The 23028-nt window shown below is 59.7% G+C and carries 17 protein-coding genes; 11 read left to right on the top strand and 6 right to left on the bottom strand.

Going from position 1 to position 23028, the window contains the following annotated elements:
- The first annotated feature begins 5 nt into the window (after nucleotides 1-5).
- Both B7L15_RS16290 and B7L15_RS16285 read left to right on the top strand, forming a co-directional pair.
- Complete coding sequence (locus B7L15_RS16290) at nucleotides 6-3311, top strand: type I restriction endonuclease subunit R (protein WP_085919986.1); 3306 nt, start codon at nucleotides 6-8, stop codon at nucleotides 3309-3311.
- Nucleotides 3308-4024 (top strand): M48 family metallopeptidase, encoded by a 717-nt coding sequence (locus B7L15_RS16285; protein WP_085919985.1) that lies wholly within the window; start codon nucleotides 3308-3310, stop codon nucleotides 4022-4024. Before B7L15_RS16290 ends, B7L15_RS16285 begins: the two co-directional genes overlap by 4 nt.
- Nucleotides 4025-4133: 109 nt before the next feature.
- On the opposite strand, the gene B7L15_RS16280 is transcribed toward B7L15_RS16285, so the two are convergent.
- Nucleotides 4134-5558, bottom strand: a complete 1425-nt coding sequence (locus tag B7L15_RS16280; RefSeq protein WP_085919984.1) for a sigma-54 interaction domain-containing protein — start codon at nucleotides 5556-5558, stop codon at nucleotides 4134-4136.
- Between the two features lie 204 nt (nucleotides 5559-5762).
- Here B7L15_RS16280 and speB point away from each other — a divergent pair, with 204 nt between their 5' ends.
- The 6 genes from speB to B7L15_RS16250 all read left to right on the top strand — a co-directional run bounded on the left by speB (nucleotide 5763) and on the right by B7L15_RS16250 (nucleotide 13425).
- Nucleotides 5763-6713 (top strand): agmatinase, encoded by a 951-nt coding sequence (gene speB, locus B7L15_RS16275; RefSeq protein WP_085919983.1) that lies wholly within the window; start codon nucleotides 5763-5765, stop codon nucleotides 6711-6713.
- Nucleotides 6714-6845: 132 nt separating this feature from the next.
- Nucleotides 6846-8225, top strand: coding sequence for a YjiH family protein (locus B7L15_RS16270; RefSeq protein WP_085919982.1), 1380 nt, complete (start codon nucleotides 6846-6848; stop codon nucleotides 8223-8225).
- A 10-nt stretch (nucleotides 8226-8235) separates the two neighbouring features.
- The gene (locus B7L15_RS16265) at nucleotides 8236-9894 is read left to right on the top strand and encodes a 5-guanidino-2-oxopentanoate decarboxylase (protein WP_085919981.1); all 1659 of its coding nucleotides are present in this window, start codon (nucleotides 8236-8238) and stop codon (nucleotides 9892-9894) included.
- Nucleotides 9884-11194: a purine-cytosine permease family protein gene (locus B7L15_RS16260; protein ID WP_085919980.1), complete on the top strand. Its 1311-nt coding sequence runs from the start codon at nucleotides 9884-9886 to the stop codon at nucleotides 11192-11194. Before B7L15_RS16265 ends, B7L15_RS16260 begins: the two co-directional genes overlap by 11 nt.
- The gene (locus B7L15_RS16255; RefSeq protein ID WP_085919979.1) at nucleotides 11191-11925 is read left to right on the top strand and encodes an MBL fold metallo-hydrolase; all 735 of its coding nucleotides are present in this window, start codon (nucleotides 11191-11193) and stop codon (nucleotides 11923-11925) included. Before B7L15_RS16260 ends, B7L15_RS16255 begins: the two co-directional genes overlap by 4 nt.
- Before the next feature lie 12 nt (nucleotides 11926-11937).
- Nucleotides 11938-13425 carry an aldehyde dehydrogenase family protein gene (locus tag B7L15_RS16250; RefSeq protein ID WP_254902963.1) on the top strand — a complete coding sequence of 496 codons (1488 nt, stop codon included), beginning with the start codon at nucleotides 11938-11940 and terminating at the stop codon, nucleotides 13423-13425.
- Nucleotides 13426-13469: 44 nt separating this feature from the next.
- Here B7L15_RS16250 and B7L15_RS16245 read toward each other — a convergent pair whose 3' ends face one another.
- The 5 genes from B7L15_RS16245 to B7L15_RS16225 form a co-directional block, all read right to left on the bottom strand.
- Nucleotides 13470-14891 (bottom strand): FAD-binding oxidoreductase, encoded by a 1422-nt coding sequence (locus tag B7L15_RS16245; protein WP_085919992.1) that lies wholly within the window; start codon nucleotides 14889-14891, stop codon nucleotides 13470-13472.
- A gap of 33 nt (nucleotides 14892-14924) precedes the next feature.
- Nucleotides 14925-16085: a fumarylacetoacetate hydrolase family protein gene (locus tag B7L15_RS16240; RefSeq protein ID WP_085919978.1), complete on the bottom strand. Its 1161-nt coding sequence runs from the start codon at nucleotides 16083-16085 to the stop codon at nucleotides 14925-14927.
- Between the two features lie 26 nt (nucleotides 16086-16111).
- Nucleotides 16112-17395, bottom strand: a complete 1284-nt coding sequence (locus B7L15_RS16235) for a TRAP transporter large permease (protein WP_085919977.1) — start codon at nucleotides 17393-17395, stop codon at nucleotides 16112-16114.
- 3 nt (nucleotides 17396-17398) lie between these two features.
- A complete protein-coding gene (locus B7L15_RS16230; RefSeq protein ID WP_085919976.1) occupies nucleotides 17399-17992 on the bottom strand; it encodes a TRAP transporter small permease in 594 nt (197 codons plus the stop codon).
- 83 nt (nucleotides 17993-18075) lie between these two features.
- On the bottom strand, nucleotides 18076-19152 hold the full coding sequence (locus tag B7L15_RS16225; protein ID WP_085919975.1) for a TRAP transporter substrate-binding protein: 1077 nt from the start codon (nucleotides 19150-19152) through the stop codon (nucleotides 18076-18078).
- 248 nt (nucleotides 19153-19400) lie between these two features.
- Between B7L15_RS16225 and B7L15_RS16220 the strand changes: the two genes are divergently transcribed.
- From B7L15_RS16220 to B7L15_RS16210, 3 genes are read left to right on the top strand one after another with little or no spacing between them, the layout of a single operon-like run.
- The gene (locus tag B7L15_RS16220) at nucleotides 19401-21203 is read left to right on the top strand and encodes an IlvD/Edd family dehydratase (protein ID WP_085919974.1); all 1803 of its coding nucleotides are present in this window, start codon (nucleotides 19401-19403) and stop codon (nucleotides 21201-21203) included.
- 36 nt (nucleotides 21204-21239) lie between these two features.
- Nucleotides 21240-22181 (top strand): DMT family transporter, encoded by a 942-nt coding sequence (locus B7L15_RS16215; RefSeq protein WP_085919973.1) that lies wholly within the window; start codon nucleotides 21240-21242, stop codon nucleotides 22179-22181.
- A 31-nt stretch (nucleotides 22182-22212) separates the two neighbouring features.
- Nucleotides 22213-22983, top strand: a complete 771-nt coding sequence (locus B7L15_RS16210) for a FadR/GntR family transcriptional regulator (protein WP_085919972.1) — start codon at nucleotides 22213-22215, stop codon at nucleotides 22981-22983.
- The last annotated feature ends 45 nt before the right edge of the window (nucleotides 22984-23028 follow it).

Raw genomic sequence — 23028 nt, 5'->3', positions numbered from 1 at the left:
AAGCCATGACCTTCGACGCCGCCGAAAAACACCAGTCCCAGGTTCCCGCGCTACAGCTGCTGGTGGCGCTGGGCTTCACCCCGCTGTCGCAGGCGGAGGCGCTGCGCCTGCGCGGTGGGCGGCTCAAGAACGTGGTGTTGGACGATATCCTGATTGAGCAGTCGATGCGCCTCAACCGCTTCACCCATCGGGGGCGAGAGTACCCTTTCGACCTGCAGGATGCCCATGAGGCACTGCGGCGGCTCAAGCCCACGCCGGACCGGCTGAAGGGGCTGCGCGGCACCAATCAGGAGATCTACGACACCCTGGTGCTCGGCACCACGATCACCAAATCCATCGACGGCGATTCCAAGAGCCACTCGTTTCGCTATATCGACTGGGAGACGCCCGAGAACAACGTTTTCCACGTCACCGCCGAATTCGCGGTGGAGCGGACGGCGTCTCGCCAGACCCGGCGCTGCGATATCGTCGCGTTCGTCAACGGCATTCCGTTCGTGGTGATCGAGAACAAGCGGCCCACCGAAGACCTGAATAAGGCCGATAGTCAGCTGATCGGTTATCAGCGCGAAGATGGCATTCCCCAGCTCTTCCACTTTGCGCAGTTGCTGATGACCATGAACCGGGTGGAGACGCGTTATGCCACCGTCGGTGCCAAGGCGAAGTTCTGGCACGGCTGGCGGGAAGAGGATGATGCGGAGGACGCCCTCTCCGTCATGGCGCGCACGCTCCCCGCCACGGCAGCACCGGCCCCGGAGCAGATGGCCGAACTCGCCAGCGAAGACGAAGCCGAGCGACTGTTGGCGGCGGCCAACCAGCCTCTGAGCATCGCGGAAGCGCAGGCGATCTATGCCGGCCGCCTGGCAGATGCCCGCGACCACTTTCTGGCGATGCGGGAGGAAGGCGAGCGCGCCGTGACCGAGCAGGATCGAACGCTCTACGCGCTGTGCCGGCCGTCGCGGCTGCTCGATCTGGTACGTCGCTTCACCGTGTTCGATGGCGGTGTGCGCAAGATCGCGCGTCATCAGCAGTTCTTTGGCATCCGGCGGGCGATCGAGACCATCCACCAGTACAATACCCGCGGCGCGCGCAAGGGCGGCGTGATCTGGCACACTCAGGGCTCGGGCAAGTCGCTGACCATGGTAATGCTGGGTCGTGCCCTGGCGCTGGAAAGCGGCATCGAGAATCCGCGCATCATCATCGTCACCGACCGCGACGATCTCGACCGGCAGATCAAGGGGACGTTCAAGTCCTGCGATCTGGAGCCGGTACGAGCGACGACCGGCGCGCATCTGCTCGAACTCGTGCGCGACAAGGCGCCACTGATCACCACGATCATCAACAAGTTCGATACCGCGCTGAAGCAAAATCAGCTGCCGGATGACGATCCCAACGTCTTCGTACTGGTCGACGAAAGCCACCGCACACAGACCGGCCGCTACGGCGGGCATAGCCAGTTTGCCGCCAAGATGCGCCGGCTGCTGCCCCGCGCCTGCTATCTCGGCTTCACCGGTACGCCGCTGCTGAAGAAAGAGAAAAACACGCTACAGACCTTCGGCCGGCTGATCCACCGCTATGGCATCGACGAAGCGGTGGCCGACGAATCCGTGGTGCCGCTGCTCTACGAGGGCAGGCTGGTCGAGCAGCAGGTCTCGGGTCAGGTGATCGACCGCTGGTTCGACAAGATCAGCGTTGGTTTGAGCGAGGATCAGCGCCGCGATCTGAAACGCAAGTTCTCGCGCATGGATGCACTGGCCAAGACCGAGCAGGCGATCCGCGCCAAGGCGTTCGATATCTCCGAGCACTACCGCCAGCACTGGCAGGGCACCGGCTTCAAGGCTCAGCTCGTAGCGCCTTCCAAGGCCGCCGCCGTCCGCTTCAAGGCGGTGCTCGACGAGATCGGCCATGTCTCGAGCGCCATCGTCATCTCGCCGCCGGACGACAACGAGGGCCACGAAGAGGTCGACCAGGACGCCCGAGATCTCGTGCGCGACTTCTGGGCGAAGATGATGGCGCATTACAAAACCGAGGAGGCCTACAATCGCGAGATCGTCGAGGCCTTCAAGGGCTCTGGCGATCTGGAAATCCTGATCGTGGTCTCAAAGCTGCTCACCGGCTTCGATGCACCGCGCAATACCGTGCTCTATGTCTGCAAGTCGCTCAAGGAGCACAATCTTTTGCAAGCCATCGCGCGCGTGAACCGACTCTTCGAGGAGGGGGATACGGAGAAGCGGTTCGGCTTCGTCATCGACTATGAAGGCCTGCTCGGCGAGCTCGACAGCGCGCTGACCACCTACAACGCTTTCGAGGGCTATGAAGCGGCGGACCTCGCCGGGACGGTGCACGATGTCCGCGAGGAGATCCGCAAGCTGCCTCAGCGTCACGATCAGCTCTGGGATCTGTTCAAGCCGGTGCGCAACAAGCGCGACATGGAGCAGTTCGAGCGCCATCTCGCCGACGAAGCGCGCCGCCAGGATTTCTATGCGCGCCTTAGCGCCTTCAGCCGTTGCCTGCACATCGCGCTGTCGTCGGACAAGCTGCTCGACGTCTTCGACCAGGCCCGAGTCGACACGCTGAAGCGCGACTGGCAGCAGTTCTCAGAACTCAAGCGCTCGGTCCAGATCCGCTATCAGGAAACGGTCGATATCCGCGAGTTTGAGCCCAAGATCCAGAAGCTGCTCGACGACCATGTCGTGGCGATGCCCGCCGAGACGATCATCGATGTGGTCAACATCAACGATCCCGATGCGTTGAAGGCGGTGGTCGAGGAAACCGGCGTCTCGGAAGCCTCGAAGGCCGACCGCATCTCCAGTGCCACGCGGCGGGCGATCACCGAGAACATGGATGAGGACCCGACCTTTTACAAACGTTTCTCGGAGCTGCTCGAAGAGACGATCCGCGCCTATCGCGAGCAGCGTCTCTCAGAACGTGAGTACCTGCAGAGCGTGGTAAAGCTGGCAAGCCAAATAGCGCGCAAAGAGCGCGGCCATCATGTGCCGGAGCGCCTCAAAGGCGATGAGGATGGGCAGGCGTTCTTCGGTATCCTCGACGGCCAACTCCAGACCCGGGACGAGGCGACGGTGGCGGGCGACGAAGCGGCCATCATCTCTTTGGACATCATCGAGATCATCAAGTCACATCTGATCGTCGACCTGTGGTCGAACGAGATGGCGCAGAACGATCTACGCAACGCCATCGACGATTACTTCTTCGACGTCATCCGCGATCAGAAAGGCGTCGATCTGCCGGTCGAGGTGCTGGACGATCTGGAGCAGAAGATCATGAACCTCGCCCGAGCCAGGTTCACCGCATGATTCGGGAACGTCACTGCCTGCGTTATGGCGCCCAGGAGATTCACTACGAGGTCGTACGCCGACCCAGAAAGACGCTCGAAATCGCCGTCGAGCCGGACGCCTCGGTGATGATCGCAGCCCCCATAGAAACACCGTTGGCGGCCATCGAAGCCAGACTGCGCAAGCGCGCCGCCTGGGTGGTGCGGCAGCAGCGCTATTTTTCACAGTTCCTGCCGCGTACACCCGAGCGGCAGTATCTCGCCGGTGAAACGCACCTCTACCTCGGACGGCAGTATCGCCTGAAAGTGATCCCGCATACGCACAAGCGTGTGACGCTGATCCGGGGCTTCATCGTCGTGCAGACCCCTCGCCCCCACTGCCCCGAGACGACGCGTGAGCTGGTCGAGGCCTGGTATCGGGAACGGGCTCACGTCAAGTTCCCCGAGCGGCTCGAGCACTGCCTGGCTCGCTTCGCGGTGCCGCAGTCATTCCGTCCGATCGGGATCATCGTGCGGCGGATTCAGCAGCGTTGGGGGTCCATGTCTCCTGCCGGCCGCCTGCTGCTCAATCGCCGCCTGGTTCAGGCGCCGGTGGACGCCATTGACTATGTCATCACCCATGAACTCTGTCACCGCGCCGAACCCCATCATGGCCCGGCATTTTTCGCGCTGCTGGAACAGGTGATGCCGGACTGGGAGCGGCGCAAGCAGCGGTTGGAGCGGGCCATGGCTTGAGGATGATTAACTGATCCTGGGAAGCTTGCAGAGCTCCTGCCTTCTCGGTCAGGCTTGGGCGAGTCGATGGCCTGACAGTCTTTGCGTGTAATTATGCCTACTGCGTGTGTTATCTGGGCTGGCGCTGGGGAGCGTTAAGACTGTGCTGTCGAAGCCTACGCACCACGGTGGATTGACTGATACCCAGCCGTTTGGCGATGGCGTAGGTGCTGGTATGCGTCTGGCAAAGTCCTTCAAGAAGCTGACGCTCAAGACGCGCAAGGTAGGCAGACAGGGTTTCGTCGTCCCTAAGCGGGGCGCTTGTAAAAGCCGAAGGACGTGGCGGTTCTTGCTCGGTAGCGCGCTGGGGCCCTAGTGCGACACTATCGATCTGGTCAGTCGGACTTGAGAGCCAGGCCCTCTCCAGCCAGTTTTCCAGTTCGCGGACGTTGCCCGGCCACTCGCTGCCCATCAGCGTCGACCATACCTGATTGCCCAGGATTTTTTGCCGACCGTAGCGCTGGTTCAGCCGGTTCAGGCAGGCGTCGACAAGGTCGGGAATATCCTCGCGGCGGTCGCGAAGCGGCGGCAGGGTGACGGGAATCACGTTAAGGCGGTAGTAGAGATCCAGCCTGAAGTGCCCGGCTTCGACCTGCTTGGCCAGGTCCTGATTGGTGGCGACCACCAGGCGGAAATCGACCCGACGCGGTCGTGTATCGCCCAGGCGGGTCAGGCTGCCATCCTGAATCACCTTGAGCAGTTTGGTCTGCATCAAAAGCGGCAGCTCGCCGATCTCATCCAGAAATAGCGTGCCACCTTCGGCCTGCTCCAATAGTCCCGCTTTGCCCTGCCTGGCCGCCCCACTAAAGGCACCGGGCTGGTAGCCGAACATTTCTGACTCGAAAAGGTTCTCGGGGATGGCGGAACAGTTGACGTCGATAAAAGGGCCGTTACAGCGTTGGCTCCAGCGGTGTAATTGCTTGGCGAAGGCGGTTTTCCCCACGCCGGACTCGCCCAGCATGAGCACGTTGGCATCGGAGGGGGCCACGCGCTTGAGCAGCAGGGCAATTTCGCGCATGACATTGCTTCTGACCTGGAGGTCATCCAGGGCGTCATCCAGCGCCTGCTCTTCGGCATCGGGGGCGGCATGGCTGCGCTTCAGGTGTTCGCTGAAGCGTTTTTGCAGCAGAGCGTATTCATCTTGCAGCAACTGCAGGTCGGTCAAGTCCCGCGAGCGGCTGATGACGCGCTCAAGTTTGCCCTCCACAAAGACGGGGTAGGCTTCGGCAATGACTCGTCGGCCTGTCCCGGTGACCTGCATAAGCTGCGCAGGCCGACGCGTACGCATTACTTCAAGCGTAATCGACGGCTTAAGCACCCCCGCGGCCTGTAGCTGTTGAACGCTGCTGGCAAGCAGTTCCTCCCGTGATAACCCGTAAACCGCTTCAGCGCCCGGGCTGATATCCAGCACGCGGCCGTCGCCACCAACGATGAAGAAATGGTCGTTGGCTGTTTCCACGATGGTTTGCAGGACGCAGCTATCGATGTCGCTCACCGGGCGCTCCTTTGATGCGTTTCTGAATCGATAATGCATTCTTGAATCAATTGGCCCTATTTTCAATGCATTTTTGCATCAAAAGAGCTTTTTAACGACGCCCAATGGCGGTCTGTGCGCGAAATGGAAGTTGGCACGGTACCTGCAGTATTCAACAGTAGTCAGGCCGGATATGGCTCAATCAATAACAAGCTGGAGATGAGTATGTCGGACTTTAATCAGCCGATGGGCGGCAACAGCATGCCACGCTTTGCCGGCCCCGCGACCATGATGCGCCTGCCCACGCAGGAGACGGCTCAGGGGTTGGACGCCGCCTTTATCGGCATTCCCATGGATATTGGCACGTCAAACCGCCCGGGCACACGCCTTGGGCCGCGCCAGATCCGCGATGAGTCGCGCATGCTGCGCCCCTACAACATGGCGACCCGCGCGGCCCCCTTTGAAAGCCTGCAGGTGGCAGACATCGGCGACGTACCCATCAATACCTTTCACCTGCCGAAAAGCGTCGACATCATTACCGCGTTTTACGACGAGGTGCTCAAGCATGACTGCATTCCGCTGACCCTTGGCGGCGAACATACGCTGACACTGCCGATACTGCGCTCCATTGCCAAGAAACATGGCCCGGTGGGGCTGATCCACGTCGATGCCCACGCCGATGTGAATGAGCACATGTTTGGCGAGCCGATTGCCCATGGCACGCCGTTTCGCCGTGCCCAGGAAGAGGGGCTGCTGGCCGCCAACAAGGTCGTGCAGATAGGCCTGCGGGGGACGGGATACGCCGCGGAAGATTTCGACTGGTGTCGTGAGCAGGGCTTCCGCGTTGTGCCCGCCGAAGAGTGCTGGTACCGCTCGCTGGCGCCGTTGATGAAGGAAGTGCGCGAACAGATGGGCGATATCCCGGTATACATCAGCTTTGATATCGACTCCCTGGATCCGTCGGTTGCCCCTGGCACCGGCACGGTGGAAATGGGCGGCCTGACGTCTTCCCAGGGGCTCGAGATCGTCCGGGGCGCGTCAGGCTTGAACATTGTCGGCGGTGATCTGGTGGAAGTCTCTCCCCCCTATGACACAAGCGGCAACACGGCATTAATGGGGGCCACGCTGCTGTATGAAATGCTCTGCGTACTGCCGGGCGTGAAGACCGGCAGTTAATTCGATAATTGCGATAAAAAGCGCCGACTTAACAAGGCGTAGACGATAACGATGCAAGTTAAGAAGCGGTGTTGTCCGCCGCTTCAGAAATCGCCAGCTCACCTCCAATAAACCTTCAATACAGGTGAACCCATGTCCTCGCATGTGCAGTTAGACGAGCCAAGCGCCGATGAACCGATCCAGCGGCGCCATCTCATTAAATTCTTAATTCCCTCCCTGATTGGGGTGCTGTTGTTCTTGGTGCCCTTTCAGGTAGGCGACACCATTAACATCGGCATGGGCCTGATGGCCGATGGGTTGCAAACCCTGCTGGGAGCGGCGCTGCCTGCTATCGCCACGGTGGTATTGTGCTTCTCGGTCGTCGCCACGCTGTACGCCAAACTGGTGAACCCTTCCTGGGCGAAATCGGGCGTGCTGAACGAAATGTTTCACGTCGGGCCTGTATGGCTGGGTATGCGCATCCTGGGCGCGCTGTTTGCCTTGATGACGTTTTTTCAGTTAGGCCCCGAATTCGTCACCGCATCGTTTACCGGTGGCGTGATGCTTAACGATCTGGCGCCGGTGCTACTGACCTTCTTCTTCTTTGCTGCGCTGCTGCTGCCGTTTCTGGTCGAGTTCGGCTTCATGGAGTTTATCGGCAGCCTGGTGCGCAAGCCGTTTCGGGTGATTTTCAACCTGCCGGGCCGCAGTGCTATCGATGCCACCGCGTCGTGGATGGGGTCGGGTACCGTCGGCGTACTGATTACCACGCAACAGTATGAGCAGGGCTACTATAACGGCCGCGAAGCCTCGGTGATTGCCTCCAACTTTTCGGTGGTCTCGATTGCCTTTGCGCTGCTCGTGACCAGCTTTGTGGATATTAACCACCTGTTTGTGCAGTTTTATTTCACGGTGGTCGTGGCGGGGTTGATCGCCGCGGTGATCGTACCGCGTTTGCCGCCACTGTCGCGCAAAGCCAATGACTACTATGAGCCGGTAGGGTGCCAGATCAGCGAAAAACCCACCGCTAAAATAGGTCTGTTGCGTTACAGCTTGCTGCAAGCCACGCGTCGCGCCGCCGGTGCGCCGGGGCCAAGGGAGCTGGCAAAGCTGGCGCTGCTGAACGTCATGGATATTTTCCTCGCACTGCTGCCGCTGGTGTTTGCCATTGGCACGGTAGCGCTGATTCTCGCCGAATTTACCCCGCTGTTTACCTGGCTTTCCTATCCCATGGTCCCGGTGCTGGAGCTGCTGCGAATTCCCGAGGCAGAAGCGGCAGCGCCCGCGACGCTGGTGGGCTTTGCCGACATGTTTCTGCCGGCGGTACTGGCGACCAATATCGAAAGCGAGCTGACCCGCTTTGTGATTGCCTGCCTGTCGCTCACTCAGTTGATTTACATGTCGGAAATCGGCGCGCTGCTGCTCAAGTCGAAGATCCCGATCAAGCTCTGGGAACTGGTGGCGATCTTCCTGCTGCGGACCGCCATTACGCTGCCGATCATTGCCTTTATGGCCCATACGTTTTTCTTCTAAGGGGCCTGCAATGAACACTAGCGTAACGAGCAATCAATCCACCATGAGCTGTGCCGAGCTGCTGGTTCATTTGCTGCGCGATACCTACGGTGTCAGCACACTGTTCGGCATTCCAGGCGTGCATACCGTGGAGCTTTATCGCGGGCTGGAAGGCAGCGATGTGCAGCATGTCACTCCGCGCCATGAGCAGGGTGCGGGGTTTATGGCCGACGGCTATGCCCGAGCCAGCGGCAAGCCGGGCGTTTGCCTGATTATCACCGGGCCAGGAATGACCAATATGGCCACCGCCATGGGCCAGGCCCTGGCGGACTCCATTCCCATGCTGGTGATCTCCAGCGTCAATCGCCGCGATACGCTGGGTTTGGGCCAGGGGCGGCTCCACGAGCTGCCTAGCCAGCAGCAGATGATCAGTGGTGTGGCGCGATTCAGCCATACGCTGCTGGACGCCAACACGCTGCCCGAGGTGCTGGCCCGTGCCTTTGCGGTCTTTAATGGCGCACGCCCTGGCCCAGTGCATATCGAAATCCCCATCGACTTGTTTAATGCGCCGGTAAATGAACCGGCCAGTTGGCAGGCACCTACGCTCTATCGTGCTGCTCCCGACCCGGAAGGGCTTGCCGAAGCCGCCCGTTTGTTGCATGCAGCGAAGCAACCCTTGGTACTGTTGGGCGGTGGCTGCGTGGCAGCGCCAGAGGCGGCGCGAGCACTGGTAGAACAGCTGGATGCGCCCACGGTCACGACCATCAATGCCAAAGGCCTGCTGGGCCGTGACCATCCGCTGGATCTGGGGGCTAACGCCGCGCTACCCGCGGTGCGTGAACTGGCGGTCAATGCCGATGTGATTCTGGCGGTGGGTACCGAGCTTGGTGAGACCGATTATGACGTGGTGTTTGATGGTGGCTTTCATCTTAATGGTGCGCTGATCCGGATCGATCTCGACCCTGAGCAACTGGTGCGCAATCAGCGAACGACATTGGGGCTGGTGGGGGACGCCGGACGCAGTCTTGAACGTCTGTTGGCGCATTTCCCAGACGCAATGCAGCGTAATGGCATTGAGCGAACGGCTAACGCCTTGAGCGCGCTGAATCTAGAAAACGATCCTGCCTTCAGCGACTTTGTCCCGCTCTACGACACCCTGGCCGAGCATCTGCCTGGGGCGATATTGGTGGGTGATTCCACCGCGCCGGTGTATGCCGGCAATCACCTGGTTAGCCAGCCAGCGCCGAGGCGTTATTTCAACGCCTCAACGGGCTACGGCACCTTGGGCTATGGGCTGCCGGCGGCGCTGGGCGCTCAGTTGGGTCGCCCTGATCTACCGGTGGTGGCCTTGGTAGGCGATGGTGGGGTGATGTTTACCCTCGCTGAGATAGCAACAGCGGTAGAGGAGCGTCTGCCGGTGGTGATCGTGCTGTGGCACAACGCCGGTTACGAAGAGATTCGCCGCTATATGGATGCCAACGGCGTTGCCCGCCTGGGCGTGGACCTTCAGGCGCCGAACTTTCTCACTCTGGCCGAAGGCTTTGGTTGCCCGGGGGTGCTCGTAGAAAGCCCCGCCGAGTTGGCTAAAGCGCTCACCAACCACGAAGCGAACGGGCCGTTACTGATCGAGATAAACGCCGCCGCATGGCAAACAAACCTGATCGAAACAGGAGACAACAATGAAGAATAATCATGTATTAGGCCAGGATACGCTGTCGGCAGACGATGTGGAACACAGTCTCGGTCTGCCTGGAACCTTCGCGCTGTGGTTGGGCGCCAACGTCGTTGTTACCACCATATTGACCGGTATGTTCTTGGTACCGGATCTCACTTTTCAGCATGCCATGCTGCTGATCGCGGTAGGCTCGGCGATCGGCATTATCCCGCTGGTGTTGATCGGGGTCATGGGCCAGCGAACCGGGATGACGACCATGGTGCTGGCGCGGGGTACCTTCGGTAGAAAAGGCGCCAACTTTCCTGCCTGGGTGAACCTGCTGGCGCTGATTGCGTGGAGCTGGATCCAGGCGCTCTTGGCAGGCATGAGCCTCGACTACGCGGTGGAGAGCCTGACGGGCTATTCCAATGTGGCGCTGTTTACGGTGTTGTGCGAATCCCTGGTGGTGCTGATCGCCCTTCGCGGACACTTGGGTATCGAAAAGGTCGAGAAAATCGCAGCGCTGTTAATGGTGGGGCTATCGGCGGTGGTGCTGTTTGCGCTCAATCGCCATTACGACCTGCCAAGCATTACCCAACTGGAGCCGGAAGGCGTGCTGGGCGGCGGCGTGATCTTCGATATCGTCGTGGCCACTGCTTTTTCCTGGATACCGCTCGCGGCGGACTATAATCGCCACTGCCGTACGTTGAAGGCAGCGGTCGTCGGTACCTGGGGCGGCTATGTGACGGCCACCTTGATTGCCATGGGGCTGGGCGCCACGGTCTCGGCGCTATCCATCGCCGAAGGCATGGAGCAGACCTACGATCCCACCGCCCTGCTGAGCGGTTTCGGGTTTGGGCTGCCGGCGGCGCTGGTGATTTTCTTTTCAGTACTGACGACGAACGTCATGTGTGTCTACAGCGCGACGCTTTCATTCATGAGCGTGCGCCCCAAGGTGCCGTTCTGGAAGCCAGCGTTGATCATTGGCGTCGTGTCCGTGATCGGTGCACTGATCCCCGGTATTCTCGATCAGTTCCAGACGTTTCTACTGATTATTGGCAGCGTCTTTATTCCCGCCTTTTCGCTGATGATCGTCGATTACTTCCTGCTGGGTCGCCAGCGCTACACCTCGGCGCAACTGATTCAACAGGCCGATAGCCTGCCTGCATTTAACTGGCTGGCGTTGGGCAGCTATGCGGTAGGGGCGCTTTTGGCGTATTACTGGAACTGGGTGGCACCGCTGGACTTTGGTGCTTCGCTGCCCGTGTTTGTGATTACCGGCGGGCTCTATTACGTTGTCAGCAAAGTAGCCATCACCAGGCGAGCGACAGCATGAACTTGACGCGTATTGACGAACACCAGTGGTACCGTACCGCCGCCAAGGCGGACGGTATTACCTTGATCGACGAGCCGTGGATCAAGCCGTTTTATCGCTGCAATATCTGGCATGTCCAGGGCAGCGAGCGCGGCATGGTGGTGGATTTTGGTCTGGGTGCCATACCGCTGCGCCAACACGTTGCGCTGCTTAGCCAGCGTGACATCTTGGCAGTGGCCAGCCATACCCACTTTGACCATATTGGTGCGGCCCATGAATTTGATTGCTGCCATGTGCATCGGGCTGAGGCAGACATTCTGAATTCGCCGGATAATACACGCACCCTGGCAGCGCAGTTTCTCAGCGACGACATGTTCGAAGCGTTGCCGCCAGCGCCCTATTCCCACGAACGCTACCGCATTACCGCGCCGCAAATGGTGTGCCCATTAGAGGATGGTGAGGTGTTGGATTTAGGCAATCGACAGTGGGAAGTGATTCATACCCCGGGGCATTCTCCCGGCGGTATTGCGCTATGGGAATCCGCGACGCAAACCTTGATCTCGGGCGACCTGATTTACGATGGTCCGTTGATTGAAGACCTGTGGCACAGCGACCTCACCGACTATGCCGCCAGTATGCGACGGCTTAGAGAGCTGCCGGTGCGCACGGTGCATGGCGGACACTTCCCCAGTTTTAGCGGCCAGCATCTCAAGCAACTTATCGATGATTGGCTACGCCAACACGACCTTTAAAGGAGTCACCCGGTGTCTACGTTTTCAAGCGCGGAACACGCTTCGCTGCCAGATAGCCAGATTCTTGATCACCAGTTCATCAACAACCAATGGGTCGTCTCCCAGGGTACCCGTCTGCTCGACGTGATGAACCCTTACCGCGAAGAACGCATTGCCCAGGTGACCGCTGGGGATACGGCGGATGTCGATGCCGCCGTCAACGCCGCCCAGCAGGCGCAGCCCGGATGGCAGGCGCTCGGCGGTGCCGCACGGGCGGCGTTCCTGGAAAAGTTCGCCGACGCGCTGGAAGCCCGCCGGGGTTCGATCCTCACGCTTTCAGCGACCAACAACGGTAAACCGCTGGCGGAAGCGGGCATTGATCTTGACGATGCGATTGCCTGCTATCGCTACTACGCCGGGCAGGCCAGGGCGCTGGATGCCCGCCAGGGCGAGTTGGTCAGCGTGGAAATGGAGGGTGTTGAAGCCCGCTGCTACCACGACCCTGTCGGCGTGGTAGGGCTGATTGCCCCGTGGAACTTCCCACTGGTGACCAGCGCCTGGAAGCTGGCCCCCGCTTTGGCCGCGGGCTGTACCGCCGTGCTCAAACCCTCGGAAGTGACGCCGCTCCCCGAGCGGGTGCAGGCAGAAATTGCTCTGGAAATCGGTCTGCCCACGGGCGTGCTGAATATTCTCAACGGCGACGGCGAAGGCATTGGCGCGCCGCTGACCCACCATCCCGATGTGGACAAAATTTCCTTTACGGGCAGCAATCGTGTCGGTGAAGCCGTCATGAAAGCCGCGGCCAGTCGCTCCGCCAACGTATCGCTGGAGCTGGGGGGTAAATCCCCCGTTCTGGTGATGGAAGACGCTGACCCCGCTCAGGCCGCTGATTGGGTGATGGCAGGCATCTACTTCAACGCCGGGCAAATCTGTTCCGCGACCTCGCGTTTATTGGTGCACAAAGATATAGCGGAAGCGCTCTACGCCGCCCTTGCCGAACGGATGGATGCGCTGACATTGGGCGACCCGCTGGCGGAAGGCACCGACTTAGGCCCGATGACCAGCGCCAGGCAGCGCGACGCGGTCCAGGGCTATCTGGACCTGGCTGAACAGGAAGGCCTGAAGGCAGTGCGCGATGTGAAACACCGCACGCTGCCAGAAAAAGGCTACTTCCTGGCGCCTACGCTCTACCGCGATGTGCCGGTGGACAGCCGCCTGTGGAAAGAAGAAATTTTTGGCCCGGTGCTCTGTGCACGAAGTGTCGCCAGCGAAGCTGAAGCCATCCAACTCGCCAACGACAGCGACTACGGCCTGGCGGCCACCGTCATCAGCGGCGACCCCGAGCGCGCCAAACGCATTGGCCGACAGCTCAAAGCCGGCAGCATCTGGTACAACAGCGAGCAACTGGTACTCCCCGAGACCGGCTGGGGCGGCTTCAAGCGCAGCGGCATCGGCCGCGAACTCGGCCCCTGGGGGCTCAGTGCGTACCTGGAAGTGAAGCATGTGGTGGGGCCTGCCTAGCTCTTACCTAAAGCGCCCGCTGACAATGTCAGGCGGGCCGCTTGCTAGTCATCTGCCGGCAAAATCCTGCCTGGGTTCATCAATCCCTTGGGGTCGAACAAAGTTTTAACGCCCTGGACCAACTCCCGCTCAAGTGGCGATAAGCGCGCCAGATAGGGCGCTTGCTTGGTACGGCCAATGCCGTGTTCGGCGCTGATGCTGCCATGGAAGTCGTCGAGCACGTCAAACAGTCGTTCTTCAAGGTCGTGGAGGTGGGCTTTTTTCTCACTGTCGGCCATGGCCATGGGCGGCAGGATATTGAAGTGCAGGTTGCCGTCGCCGACATGCCCGTAGGCAATGATCTCGCACTCGGGCGAAGCGGCCATCACTGTTTCGCTCGCCTGGGTAACGAAGTCGGGAAGTGCCGAGATGGGCACGGAAATATCGGTGCGCAGGTGCTCACCGCGCCGTCGCTGGCCTTCCAGCATGCTCTCGCGGAACTGCCAGAGCTGGGCGGATTGGGTATCGCTAGATGCCAGGGCGCCATCAAGTACCCACTCCCGCTCCATGCCTTTTTCAAGCAGCTGTTCAAGCATAGCGCTCAGGTCTATCGGGCCTGTGGCGGCGACTTCCATCAACACATACCAGGGATAGGCGCTTTCCAGCGGGTCGCGCAGCTCAGGCGTTGCTTCGATGGCCAACTCGATGCAGCGGCGGGGGATCAGCTCGAAGGCGGTCAGCAGGTCGCAACAGTCGCGACGCGCTAGACCGTACAGATCGATCACCGCCTGTACCGATGGCAGACCGAGCAGCGCGGTGCGGTTCTGGGTAAGGCGTGGGGAGAGTTTAAGCACCGCGCCGGTGACGATACCCAGCGTGCCCTCGCTGCCCAGAAACAGCTGTTGAAGGTCGTAACCGCGGTTGTCCTTATGTAGGGCGTCAAGGCCTTCCCAGACGCGGCCGTCGGGGAGTGCCACTTCAAGCCCGAGCACCAGCTCGCGCATCATGCCGTAGCGCAGCACGTTAAGCCCGCCGGCATTGGTGGCGATATTGCCACCAATCTGACAGCTGCCTTGGGCGCCCAGTGAGAGCGGGAAGTCGCAGTCATGTTCTGCGGCAGCAAGTTTGACGTTCTCAAGAATGCAGCCTGCGTCTACGGTGATGGTGAAGTTGACCGGGTCAATGGCGCGCACGCTATTCAAACGCTCCAGGCTGATGACCAGTTCCTGGCCATTTGCGGCAGGTAGTGCCCCGGCTACCAGGCCGCTGTGGCCACCCTGGGGCGTCATCGCAATGTCGTGTTCATAGCAACGCCTGACCACCTCGGCGACTTGCTCGGTATTCGCCGGGCGGGCAACGGCAAGCGGCGTGCCGAGCGTATCGCCCGCCCAATCGCTGACATAGCGCGCTATGTCGTTGGGGTCACGTAATACACCGCTTTCGCCCAGAAGAGTGCTGAGTTGGTCAAGAAAGTCGTCGTTCGTCATTGCCATCTGTTAACTCTTTGATAATGGTGGCTTTTAGGCCAGATGGCGCATCAGTTCGCGAATGCCATAGGTCCAGGGCGGCAACTGATCGCTTCTGCCCACCGGGTTGACCAGGGCGCCCAGGGCCGGGGTGGCGATGGTGACACGGTCGCCAAGGTGATGGGTAAAGCCCTGACCTTCACCGTCACGGTCCTGAATCGGCGAGAACATGGTGCCCAGAAACAGCATGAAGCCATCGGGGTATTGGTGATGGTCGCCGATGGTCTGGTTGACCAGGTCCAGCGGGTCGCGGCTGATTTCGCGCATATCGCTCTCGCCCTGGAGCAGGAAGTCGTCGTCCTCACCCTCGATACGCAGCGATACCTGGCAGTTGCGCACGCTGTCGATATCAAAGTGGTCGTCAAACAGGCGAATAAACGGGCCCAATGAGCAGGAGGCGTTATTATCTTTTGCCTTGCCGAGCAGCAGGGCACTGCGCCCTTCCACGTCACGCAGATTGACGTCGTTACCCAGGGTGGCGCCGCGCACCTGGCCGCGGCTATCCACGGCCAGGACAATTTCCGGCTCGGGGTTATTCCACTGCGAGGCCGGGTGCAGGCCCACTGTCGTGCCAAAGCCAACCGAGGACAGCGGCTGCGCTTTGGTAAACACCTCAGCATCGGGTCCGATGCCGACTTCCATGTATTGCGACCAGCCGCCACGTGCCTGGAGCGCTTTTTTAAGCGACATCGCCTCCTCGGAACCTGGCTTGATCTTGGAAAGGTCCTTGCCTATGAGTGCCTGTAAGTCGCTGCGCAACTCGGCCGCCCTGGCCGAATCGCCGCCCGCCTGCTCCTCAATCACCCGCTCCAGCAGGCTGACAGCAAAGGTCACGCCGCACGCCTTGACGGCCTGTACGTCGCAGGGGGCGAGCAGATAAGGCGCTTGCGGCGAAGACAGCTGAGAGTTGGTGAGTAGCGTATCAAGGGTACCCAGACTCGGCCCTTCTGCTTTACGCACGACGTCCAGTACGTCGTCACGTTCCAACAGGTCGGCCATGGTCGGGCCCAGCGGGGTAATATCGATGACCTGGTAATCACGCACCGCGACCAGTGCGGGCCCAGGGCGTGGACCTTCCTGCCATACGCGGCCAACTAATAAGGCGTTATCCAGGTCAGCCGGCAGTAGTTCGTGGGGACTTATCATCGTTTGCATGCCTTATCCATATAGAGTCTCAGTTATCAGTTACCGCTAACGGCGGTGAGGTCAGGCAACCAGGTCACAATGCCGGGAAAAGCGATCAGGATGACCAGCACCACCAGCAGTGTGGCGTAGTAGGGCAGCATGGCCTTGACGAGCTGCTCCATGGAAACCTTGCCGACACCGCAACCGACGTAAAGGCAGGTGCCCACCGGTGGTGTCAAAAGGCCGATGCCGAGGATAAATGCCATCAGTACGCCGAAGTACACCGGGTCGATGCCAACGGACTCGACAATGGGGGTGAGCATCGGCGCCATTATGACCATCGCGGGGGTCAGGTCCATGACAAACCCCACCAGCAGCAGCAAGCCGGCAACGATCAACAACAGCAGGAAGGGGTCCTGGGTGATCGCCTGCACCTGGGTGACCAGCGTCTGTGGCACCATGTTGATGGTTAAAAACCAGGCAATGACGGTGGCGAAGGCCAGCAATAGCAAGACCATACCGGTCAAGCGGGCAGTGCGGATCAGCATGCCCCAGAGCGCCGTAATCTTGAATTCGCGGTAGACCACCAGCGATATGAACAGCGAGTAAAGCAGCGCGGCAACAGCCGCCTCAGTGGCGGTGAAAATACCGCCGATGATGCCGCCGATGACGAGCACGGGCAGTACCAGCGCCAGCCATGCGGCTTTGAAGGCTTGCCATAAAACATCCAAACGGAATTTACGGGTCTGCCCGGCACGTCCGATGGTGGCCATGATGAAGGTGGTCGCCATGAGCCCGAAACCGATCAATATCCCCGGCACAATGCCAGCGATGAACAGGCGGCTGATCGACGTCTCGGTAACAATGCCAAACAGGATCAGCGGAATAGAGGGTGGAATGATAATGCCGATGACTGACGAGACGGTGTTGATGGCGGTGGCCTGTGGCGCTGTGTACCCTTGCTTGGTCATGGAGGGGATCATCATCGCCCCGGTGGCGGCGGTATCGGCAACGGCTGAGCCACTAATCCCACCGAAGAACATCGAGCCGGTAATCGCCACCTGACCCAGGCCGCCGCGCACGAAACCCACCAGGGCACCGGCCAGTTCCATGAGACGACGGGCAATGCCGCCGTTGCTCATGACTTCACCGACCATGATAAAGAACGGAATGGCCAGCAGGGGAAAGCTGTTTACGCCACGAATCGACTGCTCGATCAGGATCGAGAGCGGTATATCAGAGAGTACCGCCATGACCACGGCGGCGATGCCCAAGCCAAATGCAATCGGCAGGCCCAAAGCTAACGAAACAAACAGGATGCCGAGAAAAATCCATAGCATGGTTTAGCAGCCTCCACCGGCGTTCGGCGTTGCGTTGGGGGAACGTATTTGTTGAATGCTCTTCCAGGCGCGCCAAATTGACACTGAACCAATAAAGCATGCGCAAAGCACGAATGAGACATTAACGAGATTCCAGGGCACATTAAGGATGGCCGTTTGCCCGGATGCGCGTGACATCACTAGATAGCCCCCCCAGATGATGACACCCATCAATACAGTGATAATGGTGTGCTGGAGTAGATACAGCATATGGGCGGCGCGGGGCTGTAGCCGACGCACCAGAATATCCACGGCGATGTGTTCAAAGCGCGCAAAGGCCGCCGCCGCGCCGATAAAAATCAGCCAGATGAACAGCATACGGGCCAGCTCATCGGCCCAGGGCACGGAATTGTTGAACACGGCGCGACCCACCACATTGACCGATACCGAGACGATTAACGCTAATAGCAATGCCGCAATCACGTGCTCCATGGCCAGCGTCAGCCAGCGAAACAAGGCGGGACCCTGGCGCTGCTCGGGGTCGATTTCCAACGGCTGGCGCTGGGGGTCGTCGAGAAAGGCCGCCGTATCTGGAATTTGCGTATCGGGGAAGTCCATAAGCTCTCCGCAGAGGCGAGTAACGGCAAGACAAGGGGCCTACGCCCCTTGTCTTGGCTGACAGAGCGACAGTAACGCGACGCTTATTCCGTAATGGACGATTCGGCGATCTGCTGGAATTCCTCAACCAGGTCTTCGCCGATGCGGGGGGCCCACTCTTCATAAACGGGCTGTACCGCTTCCTGGAAAGCGGCAATTTGCTCGTCATCCAGACGGGTGATCTTCATGCCGCGTTCTTCAAGCTGATTACGCGACCAGTCGTCGTACTCGGCGGAAAGCTGGATTTCATAATCGGCTGCTTTCAGCGCGGCTTCTTGAATAAGCGCTTGGTACTCAGGATCTAAATCGTCCCAAGTGCGTTCGGAAATCATCTTGATAAAAGGTGTGTAGACGTGGCGGGTTTCTGAACCGAATTCCTGAACCTCGTAGAAGTTGGAGGTCAGAATAGTGCTCCAGGGGTTTTCCTGGCCGTCAACAACGCCCTGTTCCATGGCCGAGAACAGCTCACCGAAGGCCATGGGCGTGGGGTTGGCGCCCAGCGCTTCCCAGATATCCAGGTGTACCGGATTTTCCATGGTGCGAATTGCCAAGCCGCGAACGTCCAGGCCTGCGACATCCTCTGGCGAGGAGACTTCCCGGGCACTATTGGATAGCTGGCGGAAACCATTTTCAGAGAAGGCGAGGGCTTTGATGCCGGTGCCGTCAAAGGCATCAAGCATCTCCTGGGCGGCTTCGCTGCGCATCGCCGCAACAGCTGCTTCCCGGGTAGGCAGCAAGAAGGGCAGGTCAAATACGGCCAGTTCCTCGACGTAGCTCGTTGCAGGTGATGAAGAGGGGTAGGTCATATCCAGCGTACCGGTCTGCAGCATTTCCATCATCTGCACGTCATCACCGAGCTGGCTGTTGGGGAAGACATTAACTGTTATTCGACCGTCGCTACGCTGTTCAAGAATATCGGCGAAGTACTCGCTGGAGATGTACTGGGGAGAGCTTTCGGCCAAGCCAAGCCCCATGCGTAAGGTAACGCTGCCGTGGTCACCCACCTTTTCGCCATCAATCTCGGGCGGGTCGGAAAGATCAGGCGTTTGTGCGTAAGCCATGCCTGAGCTGAGCAGTGTGGCACCGGTCATTAACAGGGTGCGTTTCCATAGATAATGCATTGTCACTCTCCTGGCGTGCCGCAGGCCACTTCACTGAGGATATCTTGCAAGCGAACTGCAGCGTGGCGTCTGTTGTAGTTGTGTGTCAGCGGCGCTGCCTTATATGGCAAGCACCGCAATCCCTAGGCTAATGTCTAACGTTTTTATTGTATGTTCAACATATACTTTTGTATGTGTCGACCTGAAAGCGAAGAAAGCGTACCTTGCTTACTAACTTTCAATATTCACTCTAGGCGTGGAGCGATACCATGGCCAATTTTCAACGCATAACTCCTGAGCAATTGCGGTCACGTTACTGGTTCGACAACCCTGACCACCCCGGCACAACGGCGTTGTGCATCGAGCGCTACCTTAATTACGGCATTACGCTCGATGAACTGACCAGCGGTAAGCCGATTATTGGTATTTGTCAGTCGGGGTCCGATTTGACCCCATGCAATCGCCATCATATCGAGCTGGTAAAACGGGTCAAAGACGGTATTCGCGCGGCAGGGGGAGTGCCGTTCGAGTTCCCCATGCATCCTATCCACGAAAATGTCCGCCGGCCCACCGCGGCGCTGGATCGAAATCTCGCCTACTTAGGTATCGTGGAGGTGTTGCATGGCTACCCGCTAGACGGTGTGGTACTGACGACCGGCTGCGATAAAACCACCCCGGCGGCATTGATGGCCGCTGCAACGGTGAATATTCCGGCCATTGTGCTGTCCGGCGGGCCGATGCTGAATGGCTGGCGCGGTGCCGATCGGGTCGGTTCGGGCACGATTATCTGGGAGCTACGCAAGCGTCTGGCGGCGGGGGATATCGACTACGCCGAGTTTCTTTCCCGGGCCAGCGACTCGGCGCCTTCAATTGGCCACTGCAATACCATGGGCACCGCCTCCACCATGAACTCCATGGCTGAAGTGCTGGGAATGAGCCTGCCAGGGTCGGCGGTGATACCCGCGCCCTACAAGGAGCGTGCCATGGTGTCTTATGATACCGGTACGCGGATCGTCGATATGGTATGGGAAGATGTCCGGCCACTGGATATCCTGACCCGGGAAGCGTTCGAGAATGCCATTGTGGCGTGTTCGGCATTGGGCGGTTCTTCAAATGCGCCGGTGCACATTAATGCCATTGCCCGTCATGCGGGCATTGAGTTGGATAATGATGATTGGCAGCGGCTGGGCCATGAGATTCCGCTGTTGGCCAATGTCATGCCGGCAGGTGCCTTCCTGTGTGAAGAATTCCACCGCGCGGGGGGCGTTCCGGCGATCCTCCATGAGTTACATACCGCCGGTAAGCTGCACGGCGACGCGCTGACGGTCAATGGCCGCTCTATTGGCGATAATCTGGAAGGCCGCGAAACCCGGGATGCCGATGTAATCTGTCGCTATGCCGACCCGCTGGTCGAGCACGCGGGCTTCCTCAACCTCAAGGGCAACCTGTTCGACTCGGCGCTGATGAAGACCAGCGTGATCTCCCGGGATTTTCGCGAACGCTTCCTGAATGACCCCAACGACCCCGATGCCTTTGAAGGCAAGGTGGTGGTATTCGATGGCTCCGAGGATTATCACGCTCGAATTGATGACCCGGCGCTCAACATCGACGCGCGCACCATTCTGGTGATGCGCGGCGCAGGCCCCGTCGGCCACCCCGGTGGTGCCGAAGTGGTCAATATGCAGCCGCCGGAAGCGCTGATTAAACAGGGCATCGAATCGTTGCCGTGCCTGGGCGATGGCCGCCAGTCGGGCACTTCCGGTTCGCCGTCGATTCTCAATGCCTCCCCGGAAGCCGCTACCGGCGGGGGCTTGGCGCTGCTGGAAAGTGGCGACCAGCTGCGGGTCGATCTCAAGCGCGGTGAGGTGCAGCTGTTGATTGATGCCAGTGAACTGGACGCACGCCGAGAGCGCTTGGCCCAGCAGGGGGGCTATCGCTATCCGGGCCACCAGACGCCCTGGCAAGAAATTCAGCGCAGCATGGTGGAACCGCTGGATCGCGGTATGACGCTGGAGACCGCAAGCAAGTATCGCGATGTCGCCCGCCAGCATCCGCCCAGGGATAACCATTAAAGGGGCGGTCACGGACACAAAAGGACAAGCACCAGAATGAGCCATTTTAGTACTTTGTCGCATCGCCAGCAGGGCCTGCTGTTGACCGCGGGTGGCGCAATCATCATGGCGCCGGACGCCCTGCTGATCAAAGTGGCCGACCTCCCCGATGCAGAAATTTTGATGTGGCGTGGCTTTCTTTCAGGGTTGGGGTTTCTGCTGATCGCCCTGATGCGCTACGGGCGAGGCACCCTGGCAGCGTACCGGCGCTGTGGCTGGACGGGCATCGCCGTTGCGCTGCTGTTCAGCCTGACCACCTGCGGTTTCGTGCTGGGCAACCAGTACACGAAAGCGGGCAACGTACTGATGATATTGGCCAGTTCACCGTTAATTGCGGCCGTACTCTCCTGGATTATCCTCAAGGAGCGTCTGCCCAGACGTACCTGGCTGGCAATTTTTATTTGCATGCTGGGTATTGCGATGATCGCCCTCGATGACGCGGGCGCTGGCTCCTGGTTGGGTAATGCTTTCGCCTTGATGGCGGCGACAACCCTGGCGATCAACTTCACCCTCTGCCGGACGCGCCCGGGGGTGGATATGAGCCCCATGCTGGTGTTCAACGGTATTGTTGTAGGTAGTGTCGCCGGCCTGTTTTGGCTGGCGGGGAGCGAACCGGCCCTGCCAGCCGCCAACCAGCTAGCCGTGGTGATCCTGCTCTGTCTGATAATTGTGCCTTGCGGGGTGACGCTGTTGCAGCGTGGGCCGCTGTATCTCCCGTCCGCTGAAGTCGGTTTGCTGTTACTTCTGGAAGTAGTGATAGGCACGCTGCTGGCCTGGTGGATTCTGGCCGAACAGCCAGCGCCGATGGCCATGGTTGGCGGTGTCCTGGTACTGGGCACTCTGAGCGCTAAAGGCCTTTATGAACGGCGGCTGGAACTGAGACAACGGGCGGGGCTTGATGCCCTTTCGGTGACAGTCGACCGGTCAAATACGTTATGATTGACAGGAATTGAAACAGGGGCCTACCGCATTGACTTCATCTTTAAGGAAACCCACCGCTCGCCCCAGTATCGCCGAGCATCTCGCCGAGGAGATTTTCGGAGGGCATTATCATCCGGGCGATTTTGTACCCCGTGAACTGGACCTATGCGAGCGCTTCGCGATCAATCGCTCAGCGGTGCGTAGCGACCTGCGTCAGTTGGTGGATGCTGGCATTATTGAGCGTATTTCCGGCCATGGCTCCAAGGTGCGTGAATACTCGGAGTGGCACATTCTCGACGCCCAGGTGACCGACTGGTTAACCCGCTACGCCGCCCCCAACCCGGATATTCAGCGCGAAATCCTCGCCTTTCGCCTGGACGTTGAACCCTATGTGGCAATGACCGCCGCCAAGCGTGCCAAGGCACGGGATCTGGTCGCCATCGAGGAAGCCTTTGAGGGCCTGGGGCAGAACCTGCGCAATGCGACTTGCGAAGAAGAGCGACGACTGCATAGCGAATGCGATATTGCTTTCCACGAAGCGATCTTCAAGGCGACCCACAATATCGTCTGGGCACAGCTATCCCATATTCTGCGCCCCTCCATCTATATGCTGATATCCATGTCCAACGAGAGTGCCTCCGACCCTGAAGAGAGTCTGGAACGCCATCGACATCTCATGGAGAGCATTCGGTTGCGCCGACCCCGTGAGGCTTTTTTAGCTTCCCAAGCCGTATTGGCGGGTACCGCGGAAGCGCTGGGTCTTGAACATAGCGCCAGCTCATTAGGACGCACTGTCGAGCTGCTCCATACCGCACACTGACTCCCGATCGCTTCTCTAGAGTGAACGTTTTCAATTGAGGTAAGC

This window comes from Halomonas sp. CSM-2 (assembly GCF_002119345.1).
GTDB classification, from domain to species: Bacteria; Pseudomonadota; Gammaproteobacteria; order Pseudomonadales; family Halomonadaceae; genus Vreelandella; species Vreelandella janggokensis.
Note: the sequence above shows the minus strand (reverse complement) of the source record. Positions and strands in the feature narration are given on the sequence as shown.

Coding starts and splice junctions, on each gene's coding strand:
- B7L15_RS16290 (WP_085919986.1), top strand. CDS start 6: ATGACCTTCGACGCCGCCGAAAAACACCAGTCCCAGGTTCCCGCGCTA.
- B7L15_RS16285 (WP_085919985.1), top strand. CDS start 3,308: ATGATTCGGGAACGTCACTGCCTGCGTTATGGCGCCCAGGAGATTCAC.
- speB (WP_085919983.1), top strand. CDS start 5,763: ATGTCGGACTTTAATCAGCCGATGGGCGGCAACAGCATGCCACGCTTT.
- B7L15_RS16270 (WP_085919982.1), top strand. CDS start 6,846: ATGTCCTCGCATGTGCAGTTAGACGAGCCAAGCGCCGATGAACCGATC.
- B7L15_RS16265 (WP_085919981.1), top strand. CDS start 8,236: ATGAACACTAGCGTAACGAGCAATCAATCCACCATGAGCTGTGCCGAG.
- B7L15_RS16260 (WP_085919980.1), top strand. CDS start 9,884: ATGAAGAATAATCATGTATTAGGCCAGGATACGCTGTCGGCAGACGAT.
- B7L15_RS16255 (WP_085919979.1), top strand. CDS start 11,191: ATGAACTTGACGCGTATTGACGAACACCAGTGGTACCGTACCGCCGCC.
- B7L15_RS16245 (WP_085919992.1), bottom strand. CDS start 14,891: ATGACGAACGACGACTTTCTTGACCAACTCAGCACTCTTCTGGGCGAA.
- B7L15_RS16240 (WP_085919978.1), bottom strand. CDS start 16,085: ATGCAAACGATGATAAGTCCCCACGAACTACTGCCGGCTGACCTGGAT.
- B7L15_RS16235 (WP_085919977.1), bottom strand. CDS start 17,395: ATGCTATGGATTTTTCTCGGCATCCTGTTTGTTTCGTTAGCTTTGGGC.
- B7L15_RS16230 (WP_085919976.1), bottom strand. CDS start 17,992: ATGGACTTCCCCGATACGCAAATTCCAGATACGGCGGCCTTTCTCGAC.
- B7L15_RS16225 (WP_085919975.1), bottom strand. CDS start 19,152: ATGCATTATCTATGGAAACGCACCCTGTTAATGACCGGTGCCACACTG.
- B7L15_RS16220 (WP_085919974.1), top strand. CDS start 19,401: ATGGCCAATTTTCAACGCATAACTCCTGAGCAATTGCGGTCACGTTAC.
- B7L15_RS16215 (WP_085919973.1), top strand. CDS start 21,240: ATGAGCCATTTTAGTACTTTGTCGCATCGCCAGCAGGGCCTGCTGTTG.